The organism is Streptomyces himastatinicus ATCC 53653, assembly GCF_000158915.1.
Taxonomy (GTDB): domain Bacteria; phylum Actinomycetota; class Actinomycetes; order Streptomycetales; family Streptomycetaceae; genus Streptomyces; species Streptomyces himastatinicus.
On sequence record NZ_GG657754.1, the window covers coordinates 8,552,808 to 8,569,300 of the forward strand.

General features: G+C 68.2%; 12 protein-coding genes and 6 pseudogenes. 6 read left to right on the forward strand and 12 right to left on the reverse strand.

What is annotated here, in order from left to right; genetic code table 11:
* Window positions 1-257 precede the first annotated feature (257 nt).
* The 3 genes and pseudogenes from SSOG_RS56665 to SSOG_RS36660 all read left to right on the forward strand — a co-directional run.
* Window positions 258-467 (forward strand): annotated as a pseudogene (locus tag SSOG_RS56665) (integrase); the annotation flags it as partial.
* A gap of 204 nt (window positions 468-671) precedes the next feature.
* Window positions 672-1,136, forward strand: a complete 465-nt coding sequence (locus tag SSOG_RS36655) for a hypothetical protein (protein ID WP_009719326.1) — start codon at window positions 672-674, stop codon at window positions 1,134-1,136.
* A gap of 76 nt (window positions 1,137-1,212) precedes the next feature.
* A complete protein-coding gene (locus SSOG_RS36660; RefSeq protein ID WP_106516513.1) occupies window positions 1,213-4,590 on the forward strand; it encodes a CHAT domain-containing protein in 3,378 nt (1,125 codons plus the stop codon).
* Between the two features lie 6 nt (window positions 4,591-4,596).
* On the opposite strand, the gene SSOG_RS36665 is transcribed toward SSOG_RS36660, so the two are convergent.
* Together SSOG_RS36665 and SSOG_RS49410 are read right to left on the reverse strand one after the other, a co-directional pair.
* Window positions 4,597-5,769: a serine/threonine-protein kinase gene (locus SSOG_RS36665; protein ID WP_039939539.1), complete on the reverse strand. Its 1,173-nt coding sequence runs from the start codon at window positions 5,767-5,769 to the stop codon at window positions 4,597-4,599.
* A gap of 277 nt (window positions 5,770-6,046) precedes the next feature.
* Window positions 6,047-6,397 (reverse strand): integrase core domain-containing protein, encoded by a 351-nt coding sequence (locus tag SSOG_RS49410; RefSeq protein ID WP_009719329.1) that lies wholly within the window; start codon window positions 6,395-6,397, stop codon window positions 6,047-6,049.
* Between the two features lie 278 nt (window positions 6,398-6,675).
* Between SSOG_RS49410 and SSOG_RS56670 the strand changes: the two genes are divergently transcribed.
* Both SSOG_RS56670 and SSOG_RS36675 read left to right on the forward strand, forming a co-directional pair.
* The gene (locus tag SSOG_RS56670; protein WP_009719331.1) at window positions 6,676-6,888 is read left to right on the forward strand and encodes a hypothetical protein; all 213 of its coding nucleotides are present in this window, start codon (window positions 6,676-6,678) and stop codon (window positions 6,886-6,888) included.
* A gap of 301 nt (window positions 6,889-7,189) precedes the next feature.
* A pseudogene (locus SSOG_RS36675) lies at window positions 7,190-7,636 on the forward strand (IS5/IS1182 family transposase); the annotation flags it as partial.
* A gap of 13 nt (window positions 7,637-7,649) precedes the next feature.
* On the opposite strand, the gene SSOG_RS52715 reads toward SSOG_RS36675, so the two are convergent.
* From SSOG_RS52715 to SSOG_RS36715, 8 genes and pseudogenes are all read right to left on the reverse strand, one after another.
* The gene (locus SSOG_RS52715; RefSeq protein ID WP_154686017.1) at window positions 7,650-7,820 is read right to left on the reverse strand and encodes a hypothetical protein; all 171 of its coding nucleotides are present in this window, start codon (window positions 7,818-7,820) and stop codon (window positions 7,650-7,652) included.
* 761 nt (window positions 7,821-8,581) lie between these two features.
* Window positions 8,582-9,139: a hypothetical protein gene (locus tag SSOG_RS52720; RefSeq protein ID WP_154686018.1), complete on the reverse strand. Its 558-nt coding sequence runs from the start codon at window positions 9,137-9,139 to the stop codon at window positions 8,582-8,584.
* A 189-nt stretch (window positions 9,140-9,328) separates the two neighbouring features.
* A pseudogene (locus tag SSOG_RS36685) lies at window positions 9,329-10,426 on the reverse strand (integrase core domain-containing protein).
* A 188-nt stretch (window positions 10,427-10,614) separates the two neighbouring features.
* On the reverse strand, window positions 10,615-10,923 hold the full coding sequence (locus SSOG_RS36695; RefSeq protein ID WP_009719337.1) for a helix-turn-helix domain-containing protein: 309 nt from the start codon (window positions 10,921-10,923) through the stop codon (window positions 10,615-10,617).
* Window positions 10,924-10,940: 17 nt separating this feature from the next.
* Entirely contained in the window at window positions 10,941-11,363 is a 423-nt protein-coding gene (locus tag SSOG_RS36700) for a PIN domain nuclease (RefSeq protein ID WP_009719338.1), read from the reverse strand.
* Window positions 11,360-11,563: a hypothetical protein gene (locus SSOG_RS36705; RefSeq protein WP_009719339.1), complete on the reverse strand. Its 204-nt coding sequence runs from the start codon at window positions 11,561-11,563 to the stop codon at window positions 11,360-11,362. The genes SSOG_RS36700 and SSOG_RS36705 overlap by 4 nt, the downstream gene beginning before the upstream one ends.
* 671 nt (window positions 11,564-12,234) lie before the next feature.
* A pseudogene (locus tag SSOG_RS36710) lies at window positions 12,235-13,138 on the reverse strand (integrase core domain-containing protein).
* Window positions 13,139-13,401: 263 nt separating this feature from the next.
* Window positions 13,402-14,631 (reverse strand): glycosyltransferase, encoded by a 1,230-nt coding sequence (locus tag SSOG_RS36715; RefSeq protein ID WP_009719341.1) that lies wholly within the window; start codon window positions 14,629-14,631, stop codon window positions 13,402-13,404.
* A 572-nt stretch (window positions 14,632-15,203) separates the two neighbouring features.
* On the opposite strand from SSOG_RS36715, the gene SSOG_RS55075 reads away from it, so the two are divergent.
* On the forward strand, window positions 15,204-15,941 hold the full coding sequence (locus SSOG_RS55075; protein WP_208867398.1) for a transposase: 738 nt from the start codon (window positions 15,204-15,206) through the stop codon (window positions 15,939-15,941).
* Between the two features lie 72 nt (window positions 15,942-16,013).
* On the opposite strand, the pseudogene SSOG_RS56675 reads toward SSOG_RS55075, so the two are convergent.
* Together SSOG_RS56675 and SSOG_RS51545 are read right to left on the reverse strand one after the other, a co-directional pair.
* Window positions 16,014-16,260, reverse strand: a pseudogene (locus SSOG_RS56675) (hypothetical protein); the annotation flags it as partial.
* Window positions 16,255-16,383 (reverse strand): annotated as a pseudogene (locus tag SSOG_RS51545) (IS982 family transposase); the annotation flags it as partial. The pseudogenes SSOG_RS56675 and SSOG_RS51545, both read right to left, overlap by 6 nt.
* Window positions 16,384-16,493: the final 110 nt, after the last annotated feature.

Genomic DNA, 16,493 nt, shown 5'->3' on the forward strand with positions numbered 1-16,493 from the left:
TCGTGGTGGTGCCGTCCGGGTAGCTGCGGGCGGCGATCCCCACCGCGTTGGGGGTGCTGTTGTCCGGGCCCGGGTCGGCCACGAGCTGGGCGGCGGACGGGAGCCCGGCGAGCGGGCCGCGCTGGGGGCGACGCCACGCGAGAGCGCCTACTCGAGCGACGAGGCCGACGACCGCCAGTCCAAGTGCAGGCTTCCGACCAGGGCGGATGACATTCTCGGCAAGCGCAACGTCTTCGCCGTCATCGAGCACACCACCCATGATCTGGAACCAGAGCCACCTTCTCCACGCCCTGCGCGAGTACGAATCCTTCTATAACGAGCACCGCCCGCACAGGGCCCTGGAGCAGGCGGCCCCATGCCGCCCGCTACCCCCACCCATCACCCAACAAGCCCAACTCGCCCACCTGGCAGTCCGTAGACGAGACCGACTCGGCGGAACCCTCCACGAATACCAGCACGCGGCGTGAACTGCACGGATGACTTATCGGCACCCGCAGAGTTCGGTGTTCTTCGGGATCGCCATCAGGTAGGAAATTCTGCGCTTCTCCAGGAAGGAGCGCAGTCCGGGTTCTGGCCGACCCCCTCGTCGGCAGCGAACAGACGCAGCACCCGTGGTGACAAGTCACCCGTAACCTACCCCCGCACGCCCCGCGGAGGAGCAGACTTGGCTCATGTCGCAGCGAGATGAGCAGGTACGCGAGATTCGTGAGCTCTCCGACGTGGAGGCCGTGCGGGCGTTGACGGTGCTGGTGGAGGACAGGGGGTTGCTGTCCTCGGCCATGAAAATCGCTTTAGCAGACGAGGAGTTGGGGGACGCTCTCAAGACTGCGGGAGTCGATTCTGGCGGTGGTGAAGGAGAAGGCGACGTCGCGCGGGCTGCGTTGGAGTATGTCGCGCTGAGCGGGGACAGCGTCGTCGGTGAGGCCGTGGAGTATGTGCGGTCGCCGATGGAGCGGTTCGACCCGGTGTCCGTGTCCGTGGGGGTGCTGGCCATCACGTTGTTGCAGACCGAGGTCGTGGTCAAGCGGGACGCTCGGGGGCGGTGGAGTGTGACCGTGCACAAGCGGGCCCTGAAGGACGCGGCTCTCGCGAGGGTGCTTACGGCTTTGCTCTCCCATCTCACCGACGGCAAGTAGGCCGGCGGTGACGGTCTCCACGAGGGCACCGTACGAGTGGTGTTGTGATCAGTGCGGCCGGCACCGTCAGGCGCCGGTGTGGCGCATCGTCGACAGCCGTGAGCGTGCCGATGTCCTCGAAAGTCGTGATGGGCCGGACGGGTTCGGGCCCGGGCTGCACTGGGTGGGCTGCCCCGGCTGCGGGACCCGGGCGCATATCGAGGCGCCGGTGCTGGTGCTGCGGGCCGGGGCGCTCGTACCGTCGTTGTTCGCCACCTCCGTCGCGGAGCTCCAGCACGATGCCACCGCGAGCGCGACCGCGCTGGTGGAGGAGGCGCGGCTCGCTGGGGCCTTCACCAGTGGGCGGTTCGGCGGGAACGTGGTCGTGCTACCGCGCAGGCTGCTGCCGTTCGTGCTGAGCCGGGACACGGAACGGGATCTGGCGGATCCCGAGGCGGCATGCGCGGAGTTGACGTCGTACGGGGCTCCGACGGTGGACAACTACCGGATCTTCCTGGGCAGTGTGGCGGCGGAGTCGGCGGGATCCGATGTCCGGAAGCTGCTGTACGCCGTCACCGTGACCATGCCGGACCGGCTCGCCGAACTGGTCCGGGCGCACCCCCGGCTCACCGAAGACACCCTGGTGCGCGACGCCGGGACGCTTGAGCTGCGCGAGGTCGCCGGCACCCCGCTGGAGGCACCGCTGCGGCTGCGGCAACGGTTACTGGAGGATCTGTGCGGGGGGCGTACGCCCGTGAGTACGGCGATCGAGCGCTACGCGGCGGCGCTGGCCGCCTTCGGGCAAAGGCTGCGGGCCCGGCTGTACGAGATGTGCGAGCAGGTTCGGGGCGCGGATAGCCCGGAGACCATCCCGCTCGCGCGTGAAGCGCTCGAACTCGCAAGGCAGACGGGTGACATGGGAGTGGAGGGCGAACTCGCCGCGCGGCTGGGTGGGTTGTTGGTGTCTTCTCTGTATACGGCCCATCCTGCCGATCCCGCCGAAGCGGTGAGCGTGCTTCAACTCGCCCTCACGCGAATGCCGGAGGGCACCGTCCAGTGGGCCGAGGTGGCCACCAATCTCGCCTCCGCCCAGTACTTCCGTGACGACGGCGACCACATCGAGCACTGGGAGTCCGCCCGCGATCTGCTCGCCCGCGCCGCCGCCACGGTGGACCGCCACGCCCACGGCGAGTTCTGGGCCCGGGTGCAGACCAACTGCGGGCTGGTGCTCGGTCAACGTCCGGGTGGCGGTCCCGCCGATCTGACCCTTGGTATCGAACATATCCAGGCTGGCCTGGGCGAACGTTCCCCCGAACGCAACCGCGTCGACTGGTCCTACTCCCTGATCAACCTCGGGCTGTTTCTGTTCCGGCGCGGCGAGACGGGCGACCTCGAGCGGGCTGAGCGGTGCTACCGGGACGCCCTCGGTCGGCTGCGCCCGGAGGACGACCCCGTGCTGTGGTCGCAGCTCCAGTGCAACTTGGCCGACCTGCTGCTCGCCCCCGAGCGCGATGCCGCCGACCCGCGCGGCGCCCATGCCGCGGCGACCGCCGTCGTCGCTTTCGACGCCGCGCACCCGGGGCTCCTCGACATCAGCCGCGCCACCTGGCTCCTGGCCCGGACCGCCGATCTGCTCGACGGTCCGGGGAGCGCCGAGGGCCTACGGCTGCGGCGCGCGGCGCTGGCCGCCGTACCGCCGCGTGTCTTTCCGTTCCTGCATCTGTCCATCGCCAGGGAGGCGGTCGACGCGCTCGCCGCGGCCGAGGGCTGGGGCGGCGCGGCCGATGTGGCGTCGGGCATGCTGACCGCCGTCCACGCACTCTACGACGCCCAGATCACCGCCGCCGGCCGCCGGGGCGTGCTCCTGCTGACGCGCGGAACCGCCCGCCAGGCCGCGTTCCTGCTGGCCCGCGCGGGGCGCCCGGAGCGTGCGGTGGAGGCAATCGAGCGGGGGCTCGCCTGTGAGTTGTCGGCGGTGGCCGGGCGGGACACGGTGGATCTGGCGGCGCTGGAGGGGGTCGATCCGCTGCTGGCCCGCCGGTACCGGGAGGCACGGGAGCGGTACCGGGTGGTGGTCGCCGGGGTCGAGGGGGCGGGCGCCGAGCCGACCAGGGGGTTTGCCGCCTTGGACGGGGGAGTCGTCACCTCGGACGGGGGGTCCGCCGCCCCGGCCGGTGGATTCGTCCCTGCGGCTGGAGGGTTCGTCGCCTCCGTGGGCGTGCAGGCTGCAGCCGAGCGCGGTGTGCGCACCGTGGTCGAGGAGATCCGGGCGATCCCCGGCTTCGAGGGATTTCTGCGAATGACCGAGGTAGCGGATGTCGTCCGGGCGGCGGCCGGGATGCCGCTCGCCTATCTGGTGAACTCGGTCTGGGGCAGCTGTGTCCTCGTGGTGCCGCGGGACGCGCGGGCCGGGGTGCGCGCCGTGTTCGTCCCCGAGGTGACCAGCTCGTCGATTGTCCGGCTCCTGACGCTGGACCTAGAGGTTCCGGAGGCGGGGCTGTTCCTGGTTCAGCAGGCCGGTGCGCTCAAGCGGCGGCGCGAACTGCCGGGCGCGGTGGACCGGTTGCGGGCGCTCGCCCCGTTGCTGCGGCCCCTCGCCGGGCTGCTGGCGGAGGATCCGCGGCACAATGTGGTCGTCGTACCGACCGGGCTGCTGGGGCAGGTGCCGTTGCAGGCCGTTCCGGTGGGGGAGGGTGGTGAATTGCTTGATGACCTGGGGACGTTGACGCTCGCTCCGTCGGCCGGGGTGTACGCCGCCTCCCGGGGCGCCGCCGATCGGCTGCCGTCGCCCGTGCCGCGGCTGGTCGCCGTCTCGGATCCCGACGGCTCGCTGCCCGGCGCGCGCAGTGAACTGGCCGAAATCCGGGGGCTGTTCGAGGTGGGCGGGGAGACCGTGTCCGCCGTGGGGGACGATGCCACGGTCGAGTGGCTGCTCGGGCATCTCGCGGAGGCGTCCTATCTGCATCTGAGCTGCCACGGGAACGCGGAACTCATGGGACAGGGCGGCAAGTTGGCGCTCGCGGACGGCATCCTGGATCTGGACGCGCTCATACGACGCCAACTCCCGCACTGTCGACTGGTGGTGGCAGGAGCCTGTCAGTCCGGGCGGTACGAGGTCATCGACGCGCCTGACGAGTTCACCGGGCTGCCGGGCGGCTTCCTCCAGGCCGGGGCCGCCTGTGTGATCACGAGCCTGTGGCAGGTGAACGACCTGGCGACGGCGCTGCTGATGACCCGCCTGTACGAGCTGCTCGCCCCCGTCGGCGGTGCGCACGGTGAGCCTCCGGTGTCCGCGCTGCGCGTGGCGCGGACCTGGCTGCGGCGGCTGACCTGGTACGGTCTCGCGCGGTACACCGACGCCCACCCCCACCTCGCGACCCTGGCCGGACGGTACGCCCGGCCCGAGCGCGACGCCGACGAACGTCCCTTCGCCTCCCCCGTGCACTGGGCGGCGTTCACGGCTTGGGGGGTGTGAGCGGGGTCAGCCCCGGTAGGTCGGGCCGAGCCGGTCGAGCGTGTATTGGGCGTCGGGGCCGGTGGGCGACTGCGGGGCCCTGATCTCCATGAGGGTGTAGCGGCCGCTGGTAAGGCCGGAGACGACGACTGTGGCGGCTGAGGTGACCTCCCGGCCGTCGGCACAGCTCGGCTGGCAGACCACCTCCGAGACGACGCCCTGCGCGGTGGCCGTGGCGCTGCCCCAGTCGGTCCAAATCAGGTCGTGCAGCGTGGCCTTGCCGTCCCCGCAGAACAGCAGGAGCGAGACGGGCTCGGTCAGGGGCTTGCCCGAGCAGTCGTTGATCGTCCCCGTCTGCCGGGTCCGCTGGGGGGTCGGGGCGGGTGGTGCCTGGCTGGTGTGCCTGGCGGGCTGGGTGGCCGGATCGGTGGAGGGGGTCTGCTCCTCGCTCGGCTCCTGCTGCGGGGTCGTCCGCTGTTGCGGTGTGTCGTCCTCGGTCGGTTGGAGCCGGGTCGGTCTGCTCGTCACCGGGGCGTCGGCAGTGCGGGTGCCGCCGTCGCGGCCCGGCACCAGGAGCAGCAGCGCCGTGACGACCACGCCGACGAGGACCGCGGCCACGACCACGAGGGCGAGCCGCGCCCCGGACAGACCGTGTGGCTCCGGGCGCGGCGGCGCCTCGACCGGGGTGTCCGAGGGCGGGGCGGCGTCGACGGGGCCGTCGGCGGGAGTGATCAGGTCGCCGACCTCCACCGTCCAAACGGGAACCTCGGGCTCTAACGCCCTTATCATGGCCAGCAGTTGGGCGGGCGTCGCCCGCTCCTCCGGATCCTCGGCCAGGCATACGGCGACGACCTGCCGCAGCCGCACCGGCAGATTGTCGAGGTTGGGCCGTCGGTTGCTGACGCCGGTGTACGCGGCGACCAACAGCATCCCCAGCGCGACCATGTCGGCCGCGGGCACGGACGCCCCGCCGCCCCGCCCCGGCGCGTCACCGGTCAGTCGCGGCCCGCCTCGCGTCAGCAGCACGTTCCCGGCCCGCACGTCCCCGTGCGCCCGCCCGGCCCGGTGCAGCACGGCAAGCGCCCCGGCTAGCCCCGCCGCGATCCACAGCACCGCGTCCTCCGACAGCCCTCTGGTGGTCCCGACGACCTCCGCGAGCGAGGGCGCGGGCCCGGCACCGACGGCATCCTTACGCGCCAACTCCCCACCGGACCACGCCCCCACATGCTCCGACCCGCCCCCTGCCGGATCACTGCCTGCCGAACGCCTCATCCCGCCCCCCTGGCTAGAAGAAGTTCCAGGACGAGTCTGGCCAAATCCGGCCTGGCCTACAAGGACTTGGACACCGGGGCCCAGCCCTTCACCACACCAACACGCACCGAGAGATGCCTCGACAGCGCCCCACCAAGATTAGGCCCACCAGTTGGAGAGCAACCGAAATCACCGGTACTGGATCTATCCCTGTAGTCGTAACGCTTCAGAATGGTTTCACTGGTTGTGAGCTGGGGTTTTCCTTATGGTCAGCTGGCTCGGTGGTACTCGTTGATGAGGCCTGCGACGGATTGTCGGCGTTTGATCCGGGCTGCAGGCAGGGGATGACGTTCGGATTGTCGCTGGGCGCGAGGTGGTCACGGCCTTGGTGCGGTCGGTGGCTGTTGAAGTGGTGTGCGTAGGCGTGGAGGATCTTCTCGGCGTGGCCACGGTCGAAGAGCAGGACACGGTCGGTGCACTCTTCCCGTGCTGAGCGGATGAAGCGTTCTGCGTGTGGGTTGCAGTTGGGGCTGAGTGGAGGGCCCTTGTCCACGGTAATGTCCTCACTGGCGAACACGACGTCGAAGGTGGCGGTGAACTTCGCGGGTCATGGGAGCAGCAGGAACGACACCGGAACCGGAAGCTCCAACGCAGAGTGGCCTCACGTTTCTGGGTGAGGTGGCGTGCCGTTATCAGGCGGATGAGATCGGCCCGGAGGACCTGCCGATGTTTGCTGCCGAGGCTCTGGCGACAGGGCTGGACACCCCGGCGTGGGCGGCCGAGTTGCGGATCGCCGCCCTCGCCTTGACATCGTCTCCGCCGATCGGCCCCGGCTGCTGACTCCGTCCTGACGGCATGAGCGAGCAGCACACGGCCCAAACCGGGCAAGCCGCACCCGCGCCATGGCCGGACCGGCTACCCCAGCTCTCCGTCCGCCCGCTGGACGGCGACGGGCCAGAGCGAGGGGATGGCCGCGATCCGCAGGGCTTCGCGGCCGTGCTCCAGGGGCTGATGGCCGATCGGGCCTGGGAGTTCCCGGCCGCCGGCGGCACGGTGGTGGACCGGTAGTCTGAGATCGCGGCCACGGTCGCCGAGCGCCCTGGCGCGGCTGCGGCGGCACCCGGAGGAAGGCGAATACGCGAAGCGACGACGCCGCGGCCCTCTTGGGCAGGGGGCGTCCCCGGTAGCCACCATGCTGGGCGCTCTACCCGCGCTCGTGCTCGTTCTCCCAGGGCCTGCTGGCACCATCAGGCGCCGCCAGGTACTCGGTGGACTGCTCAACGAGTACCACACCACGCCACTCCGATTGACTCACCATCGACAGAGAACGCCCAGCTCAGCAGCCTGATCGGAATATTGACACCCTTCAGGCACCCTGCTGCCGATCGACCGCGTCGCCGCCGACACTCCGTACTACTCGGGGAAACACAAACGCCACGGCATGAACGTCCAGGTCCTCACCGATCCGTTCGGACGGCTGCTCTGGGCCTCGCCCGCGCTGCCCGGCTCCACGCACGACCTCACCGCCGCACGACAACATGGCATCATCGAAGCCTTCGCCGATGCGGGGCTCAGATGCTGGGCCGATAAGGCGTATCAAGGCGCCGGCGACCTTGTCCGGGTGCCGTTTCGAGGCCGCCGTCTCAAGCGATGGAAGCGCCGCCACAACACCACCCACGCCAAGATCCGCTGTGTCGGCGAGCAGGCGATGGCCACCCTCAAGGGCTGGCGCCTCCTGCGGAAACTCCGCTGTAGCACCAACCGCATCACCGACGTCGTGAAAGCCGTCCTGGCCCTTCACCATGCATCAGCGTGAGGTTGGAAAACGCTCACTGGTCGGGGCAGGTGGCGAGGATGCGCCAGGGTGGGCCCTCGCCGAACTCGAGGGGAAGGCCCAGCATGGGACGTTCGGAGAACTCCCATTCCTCGTGCTGGCCGGGGGGTTTGCAGAAGGCGGGGCGGGTATCGGCGATCGGGAAGGCCCGCCTGAGCACTTCCACCAGCACTCGGTCGATGTGGTAGGCCCGAGCCCGCTTGTCCCGCTGGAGCAGCCGGGCCGAAGCTGTGGGCCACTGGCCCCTTCCCGGCCACAGCCCGGGCGGCTGCCAGTTCCGGACGGCGGGCGGTCACCACACAGCAGCTGCACCAGGACGTGACAGCCAGGGCATGGGCCCGCGAGCGTTGTGCTGGTCCCGGTCAGGTCGACCGGGACCAAGCACCGCTTCGCCGGTCCCGCGGAAGACTGTTTGACGAAGCTGACCTTCCACTGGGCAGCTCAGGCAGAAGGCGAACTGCCGGTGATCGGTCCGGGGTAAGCACCGACTCGGCATTGCCAGGTGCCTGATTCATGAGGGTCTTCCCAGATGACTTCGTTGTGCGTCAGGCGAGGTCTGGCTGGGCGGTGGCTACCAGGAACCACTGGAAGGCCCACGGAGCAGAGTTGGACATACGCCTCCGGGATTCTGTCGGCGAGCTGGTAGAGGATGCTCGCGTCCGTTCCACGGACGTCGACGGCGAACCCGAGACCCATCCCCGAGCTGTCGGAGACCAGTACGTCCACGTACCCTTCCCCTTCCCTGCTCGACTCGGAGTATGTAGTAGTTGGTTCCTCTGTGACGCCTGCCCAATGAAGGTCGTGCAGCACCTTCTCGGCGAGCGCTTCGATGCGGGACATCTCGTCTCCCATTCATGTTGGTACCGCACCATCTTCACGGGCCGGGACACGGTCGTCCCAAGGATCGAGCGCATGACCGCCGATTGGTCAGATCAGCGTGATCGTGAATTCGAACTCTGTGTGGATGGTGCGCGTTCGGTTGCCGGCCATGGGGAATTTATCGGTCGACTTGAGAACATAGTGCGCGGTCTTTGCCTTGAAGGATGAATGGACCAGGTAATTGGCCGCGATGTCTGGATGGGTGTCATGGTAGCCGAAACGCCGGCCGTTCTGCGTCGCCGTGGCGACTTCATCCATCAGACCGGTAGCAGTGGCTGCTGTCCTGCGGTTGAGCTTGTGACTCCACATGAACCGGATGCTGGAGGACCCGTACTTCACCTGCGCAGTGAAATGGCCATACTGGCTGTTCGCCCTGTAATCGGGGTTCTGTGGAGTGAAGAAATGAGTTGCCGCGCTTGTCGACTTCGTTGCGGGATCGGTCTTTCCCTTCGAAGTCACCCAGCTCTTGGAATGCTCGGCGATGGTCACTTGGTAAGCCCTGAGCGGGGAATGCTTGGACGACTCGGAAGCGGACGCTGTGCCGGTCAGCGGCAGTAACGTGAGCGTAGCGAGAGCGATGCTGGAAATGACTCGAACGTGCTTCACGGTTCCCCCTTGCGTGTTGCGGTCAAATGTCTCGTTCCTTGATTCACCCAACCGCAGGCGGGGAGTGGAGGGGATCGTCCCGGGTACTCAGATCCCCTAGGTAGCCGGGCCTACCCAACGTCGAGGAACGGCCGTCCAATCCGTGATCCGGCGCAGCACTGCCCTTGCCGGAAACCTCATCCGTGCAGGTCACGCGGCATGCCGGTACTCGTGAAGGATGCCGCCGAGGCGATCGCGCCGACGTATGTCGAGGCGGGTTAACGCGTTGGGATCGTCGATTGGCGGGGGCAAGGGGTGCAGCGGTCTGCCGTTCGCGATGCCCTGGTGTGGTCGGTGTCCGTTGTAGTACCGCTCGAACTCGCGCAGGGTGTGGAGGAGATGCCGCTGGTTCCAGATCAACGTCCGGTCCAGGAGCTCGCGGCGACAGGTCTGTATCCAGCGCTCCATGATCGAGTTCATTCGTGGCATCTGGATGCCGCTGAGCACGACGTCGATTCCCGCGTCCTTGAGGATGGCATCGAATAGTTCGGGGAACTTCCCGTCTCTGTCTCGGATCATGAACCGTGCCCGGCAGTCGAAGTCTTCGAGGTCCATGGCAAGGTTCTTCGCCGCTTGCGCTACCCAGGAGGCGCTCGGATGCGCGGTGGCGCCCAGGACGCGGATCCGGCGACTGCCGTGTTCGATCACCACGAGCACGTACATCCGCATCCCCGACAGGGTGACTGTTTCCATGAAGTCGCAGGCCAGCAGGGCATCAGCCTGGTTGCGAAGGAAGGTGGCCCAGGTACTGGCGTTCCGCTCGGGCGCCGGGTCGATGCCTGCGTCCTTCAGGATTTCCCAGACAGTGGAGGCGCCCACCTTCACTCCCAGCACGAGCAGCTCGCCGTGCAGGCGTTTGTACCCCCAGCTCGGGTTCTCTTCCGCCAGGCGCAGCACCAGGATGCGGATCGAGCGCACCGTGCCTGGTCATCCCGGGCGTTTGGGCCGGCAGGAGGCGGCATGGCGGCGCGCGATGAGGGTGCGGTGCCAACGCAGTATCGTGTCGGGGCGTACGAGCAGCTGTAACTGTCGCAGGACGTGCATCGGCAGCCAGTGCGGCAGCGCCGACGGGAACGCCCGATCGCTCGGCGTGAACCGGATCTTGTCCTTGCCGAGTTGGCGTTCCAGCGCGGTGATCTGGTGGCGCAGGGCGAGGATCTCGGCGTCCTTGTCTCGATCGGTCATCGGCAGCGGGCGCAGCATCGTGAACGCGTTCGTCACACCCAGGTAAGTCAGTCGCAGCAGCACGATCGATCATCATGACGCGCTGACGGCAACTGCGCGAGAGCGTGAGCTCGAGCGACCGCGGCCAGATTTCGGGAAACCCGAAGAACCTTTCCCACCAGGGCGGATGAGGTTTCCGGCAAGGGCAGGGTGCGAGGGCCGTCAGCGTGGAGAGTGACACCGTCACGTGAAGAAGCCTGCCTGTGTGCGTGTCAGCTTTCTGTGGGGTGTTGTTCGGGCCATGTGGTCTGGGTGACGTGGTCGTGGAAGTCGGCTCGCAGGGTCAGCTCGCCGCCGAGGGCGGTGATGTAAGCGGCCATGGTGTCGATCTGCGGGGTGCTGGCTCCGTTTTCGATCTGTGCGATCCGGGCCTGGCTGACGCCCAGTTCCCGGGCCAGCGCGCGCTGGCTCATCCCGCGGCTGCGCCGGGCTCTTTTCAGGAATGCCCCCCAGGTGTGGGTGGTGGTTTTGTCAGGCGGTGCCGCGTCGGTGTGCTTGGCCGGGTGTGTGGTGTAGTCCATGGTGGCCGTTGTCCTTGTCAGTCGATGCTGCCGCGTGGGGCGATCCACTGGTGGGGTTGTCCGGTCACTTTGGCGATGGTTTCGAAGTCCGCGTCGTAGTGCAGCAAGGTCAGTCCGCATAGTTCTGCGGTGGCGGCGGTCATCAGGTCGACTGCTCCTGGTCCCTGGTGCCAGCTTGTGGCGACGAGGAGATCTTGCACCTGCCGGGCCCGGGTGAGTGCACGGTCGGGTACGGGGGTCCAGCCGAAGGCGTCGTGGAGGTAGCGCTCCAGTACGGCCCGCTCGTCGCGGCCGCCGGTGGCGCGGACCAGTTCGAGTTCGGTGATCTCGCACACGGCCACTCGGCCCTCGTCCAGGATGCCCGCCCAGTGTCGTTCCACGGCGGGGCTGCGGAAGAGGCGGTTGCAGGCGCTGGTGTCGATCAGATAAGACTCGCTCACGCCGGGCGGGCCTCGCCGAAGGCGCCGCCCTCACCCGCGAGCTCGCTCAGTCGCTGCCGGGCCGCGCGACGCTGGTAGATCGCACCGACCGCAATATCCACCGCCTTGGCCACGACCTCGGTGTCATCCTCGGTGTGCAGGAGTTGCTTGGCCTCGGCGAGGCGCTCCTCGTCGATCTCAATGGTGATCTTGGCCATCATGTCCTCCCTGAATGCCTGGGCACCTTACCAATGATAACAAATCCCTTATCGGTGGTGCTGGCGCAGGTGTCGCGCGGTCGACGTCAAGGCGCCTCGGCTGGGATGCCCCGCGTCGGCTCCCATGAGCGGGGGGAGGGGGCTCGGGCCCACGCGGTCGAAGTCGCCGGACCGTGGTCCGCGTCATTTGAAGGAGAGACGCGTCGCCCGACTGCGTCCCGGGCGACGCCGGCTGGCGCGTAGTGTGCGGGGTGCGTACTTCTCGGGCTTCGTGTGGCGGCGTATGGCCCTGAACGGACTGCTGCAGAGTGGTACGGATGGTTGCGGAGAGTTGCCGCGCGGCTGGGGGTCAAGGGGTCGCAGGTTCAAATCCTGTCGTCCCGACCAGCGTTTTCGCAGGTCGGAGGCCGTTTCCGCGGGTAGCGGAAGCGGCCTTTGTCGTGTCTGGGCAGGGAGCGATGGGGAGCCCTCTGGGAGCCCTCGTGCTCCCAACTCGCGGACGTGTCAACGGTGTCCGATTCGTCCGCCACCCGATCCGGTAGACCTGCTGCGCCGTACCGAGCCCCTGCATGCCGTCGTCAACCGTAGGCCCCTGAGGTCACCCCATCGATCCGGATGCTCTCTGCCTCGAGAGGCATAAGAACCTGTGCCGTTCAGGAATCTGTCGCGGCAGGTCAGGCCGCGTGTCTGTACTCGTTGATCAGGCCGCCGAGAACGCGAGTCTGGAGCAGTCGTCGCGGAGTACTCGAGTCGGTCAATGGTGCGGTCCGGCTGTCGGTAAGGGGCGGACGTTGCCCTCGAGCCTGATGGGGGCGATGGCCGTTGTAGTGCCGGGCGTAGACATCGAGGACGTGGCGAGCGTGGGTCTCGTTCCAGATCAGCACGTGATCGAGGAGTTCACGCCGCAGTGTCCCGATGACTCTCTCGCAGTGCGCGTTCATCCGTGGGGCCCGCGGGGCGGTCTGGACGGTTTCGATGCCCTCAGCTTCGAAGACCGCGTCGAAGGATTCTGTGTACTGGCTGTCCCGGTCGCGGATCAAGAAGCGCAGCGACTCGAGGTGCACGTCCACCTCAAGAGCGAGGTTGCGGGCCTGCTGGGCCGTCCACTGCGCGGTCGGATGAGCGGTGACGCCGGCGATGTGGAGGCGGCGCGTGCCGTGCTCGAGGAAGACCAGCGCGTAGCCCCGGCGAAGGCTTGCCAGGTCGATGTGCAGGAAGTCGCAGACGATGATGGCCTCGGCTTGGGATGTCAGGAACTCGCGCCATGTCGGCCCGGCGCGGCGGGGAGCCGAGTCGCCACCAGCTGCCATCAAGATCTTCCAGACGGTGGAGGCGCCGATCCTGTGGCCCAGCCGGGCGAGTTCCCCCTGGATCCTGCGGCATCCCCAGCGCGGGTTCTCCCGCGCCAGCCGCAGCACCAACTCCTTCACGGCTTCCGCTGTCGCTGGCCGGCCCGGCCTGGTCCGGCACTCGCTGTAGTCCCACCTGCGTGTAACGAGACGCCGATGCCAGCGGAGCAACGTCCCTGGCGTGAGGTAACACCTGCGCCCAGCGACGCCGGGGTGTCAGCGAGGACAATGCCGCGAACTACAACCGGTCCGCCCACTGGTACCGCACCGGACTCGCAAGTTGCCTGCGCAGTACCGAGTTCTCGTGCCGGAGCACGAGCAATTCAGCTTCTCTGGCCGTCCGTCGACGCAGCAACACTGCTGGAACCGAGAGCAGCTTCCGTGTGACCTGGTAGACCAGTGAGACGATCACCTGGACATGGTCCCAGCGCGCCCGCAAACCCCGCCAGACCGCCTACGACCTGCAGTGACGTATTCCTGAACGGCACAGGTTCACGCTGACATGGCCGTTTCCTCTCGGCTGACCGTGTCGAGCAGCAGCTTCGCGGCCACCGTCGTTCCGTCGGAGCGGATCGTGCCGGCTACGGCGGTCGCTCGTGCGCGGGTCTCGGGTGTCAGGGCCGTCCTCAGCGCGGCCGACAGGGACTCGAAGGTCGGAGTCGGACCGTCATGTGCCGCGCCGATGCCCAACTCAGCCACCCTGCCTGCCCAGAACGGCTGATCCGCCAACTGGGGCACCACCACTTGGGGGGCACCGGCCCGGGCGGCCGTCGTCGTCGTACCCGCGCCGCCATGATGCACGACAGTGGCCACCCGGCCGAACAGTGCCTGATGGTTGACCTCGCCGACTGCGAAGCAGTCCTCCCGGCCGTCGATCAGCGTCAGGTCCGCCCAGCCGCGCCCAATGACGACGCGGCGGCCCTGCGCGCGGACCGCCTCGATGGCTACCTGGGCGACGTCCGTCGAGGCGTGCATCGGCATGCTTCCGAAGCCCACATACACCGGTGGTGCGCCGGCGTTCAGAAACGCCATCAACTCGGCCGGGAGCGGGCGTTCGTCCGGCACGATCCACGCGCCGGTCTGAACGACATCGAGGTCGGGTGTCTCCTGCCACGGGTCCAGAATCGGATCCGTCGCCAGCCATGGCCGGTCCCCGATGACGTAGTCGCGGACGTGCTTCACCGGAGGCAGACCGGCCGCCGCACGGTTCGTGTTGAGCGCCTCGCCGAACAGCGCGTCAATGTTCTGGGCGTCCAGATCCCACAGCGCCCGGATGTCGGTCACCTCCGGCGGGAACGGCCGCCCCGCATACGCCAGTGGCCGGCGGTGCGGCGCCGGCAAGGTGAGCTGCTGGAAGGTCACGGACACGGACCGGATGCCCAGCATCTCGGCCACCGACAGCGCACCGGCCGCGGCCGGCATCATCCCAGTCGCCACCAGCACATCGCATCCCTCGGCCGCCGCAGGTACTGCTTCGAACTGCCCGGCGATGACCTCGGCTGCGCTCTGCGGCAGGCTCGACGCCGGCGGGGCCTCCTTCGTCCACGCCCGCGCAGACCGGCTGACCGGCACCAGCGGCACGCCCACACCGTCCAACCGCCGCGCGAAGTCCTCGTCCGGCGGCGCGCACACCCGCACCTCCGCGCCGAGTTCCCGTAGCCGCACCGCGAGTCCCACCAGCGGTTCGACGTCCCCACGCGACCCATACGTCGACAACAGCATACGCACTTCGCGACACCCGTTTCCCCATAGATTCTGGCTTCGCCGGCGATTCTGCGGCACGACGGGGGCCTTGCCGCAAGCCCCCTGGTGCGCTATACGTTGAACATGGCAAGGAGTGGGCAACCTCCTTGCCTTCGCCTTTTGCAGTCCGTTGTGGACGGACTGTGTTCTTGCGAAGCGGCGGGATCACAACCAAGCCGCTTCCCCGGACCACCCCGCCGCAAGGCCGACGGTCGGCGGCGCACATCACCGGACCCGGCGGGCGGAGAAGCCGGACCAGCCGTGGCCCGGGGCATCTGAGCACAGCGGCCCATACAGCTGAGCCGCCCCCTCATGCCCCACTGCTGGCTGCGGGTCAGGATCAGGGCATGGGACCCCCGCGCGTACGACGCTCTCTACCGGCCCACCTTGAACCCTTCGGACCACCCGACCATCACCCGACGTCACTCACGAGCGAGGTCAACACCGCCAGCCTTCAGAAACAAGTTCTACTGAGCTTTTCGTAAGTTCGGTGGGTGTGGTGTCTTCGTCGGTGAGAGGCTGTCCGGGTGGCTTATCGACCTTCGTCCTCCGTGGCCGGTTCTTCCGTTCCTCCTTTGTCGCGGCCGCAGTTGGCGGAGGCGCGTCGTGTTCGGGCGGTCGAGTTGTTCGAGGAGGGCGCCTCGAATGCAGAGATCGCGCGGGCGGTGGGCGTGTGTTCCGAGAGCGTGCGGCGGTGGCGGCGCGTGTGGGAGGAAGAAGGTGCTTCGGCCCTGCGTCGCCGTGCGGCCACCGGCCGCCCGCCGAAGCTGGACGTCGACCAGGTCGAGACGGTCCGGGCCGCGTTGGAGCGGGGCGCCCGAGCCCATGGTTTCGAGGCCGATCTGTGGACCTTGGAACGGGTCGGCGTGGTGGTCGATCGGGTGACGGGGCCACTCGTGCGCGAAACCTACGACACTCCCGCCCTCATCGAGGTCCTGGAACAGGTGAAGGTCTTCTACCGCGGAGAACAGGTAGTCCTCGTCTGGGACCGTCTGTCCGCCCACTGGAGTCGGGCGATGCGAGCCTGGGTCGCCGAACAGGACTGGCTCACCCTGGAGCGATTACCCGCCTATGCACCGGAGTTGAACCCGGTGGAACTACTGTGGTCCTCGCTCAAGAAGCGCGAACTCGCCAACCTCGCCGGCGACCACCTCGCCGACGTTGCCGATGCCACCGAACAGGGCATCCACCGCATCAACCGCATCCAGCAACTGCCCTGGTCCTTCCTCGCCCACACCGGCCTGACCATCCACCCACCACACCCACCGAACTTACGAAAAGCTCAGTAGGCGGTTTCGTTTGGATCAGCGTGCTGACCAAAGGAAGATGCCTGCGACGTGGAATCCGGCCAGGTAGATGGTCGCGGAGTACGCCTTGTCGGCCAGGACCATGTCCGGCCTGAAGCGGGACCGTCCTCGTTGCCGGGGAACGCGCAGGCGGGCCTCACCTCCGCGAAGGCGGGCGCGTCACCGATGGCGTGGTTGTCCGGTTCGCCTGCCGGGGCCCCTTTTTGCGGGCCCCGGCCGCGCACTGGTGGGCGCGCACGATCGTGGAGTCCACCGAGACGGCCCAGTTCAGGTCCTCGTCCGCGCCGGTCTTGTGGTTGCGCCAGATAGCGGCGGCCATGGCGAGGATGCGCTGGGCGACACGGACGGCGACGCCCTCCAAGGTCCGTCCGCCGTGCTGCTCCAGGTCCAACTGCCCCTTGAAGGTGTCGTTCAAGGACTCCATCAAGGGCAATCTGCCTACTTCAAACGCCCTCTGAGGTCCGGCGCGTAAGGCCGGAGGAGCCGCGAGGAGACGGCGGTTCAAGGAGTGGACAGGGGCTCGGCGACGATGGC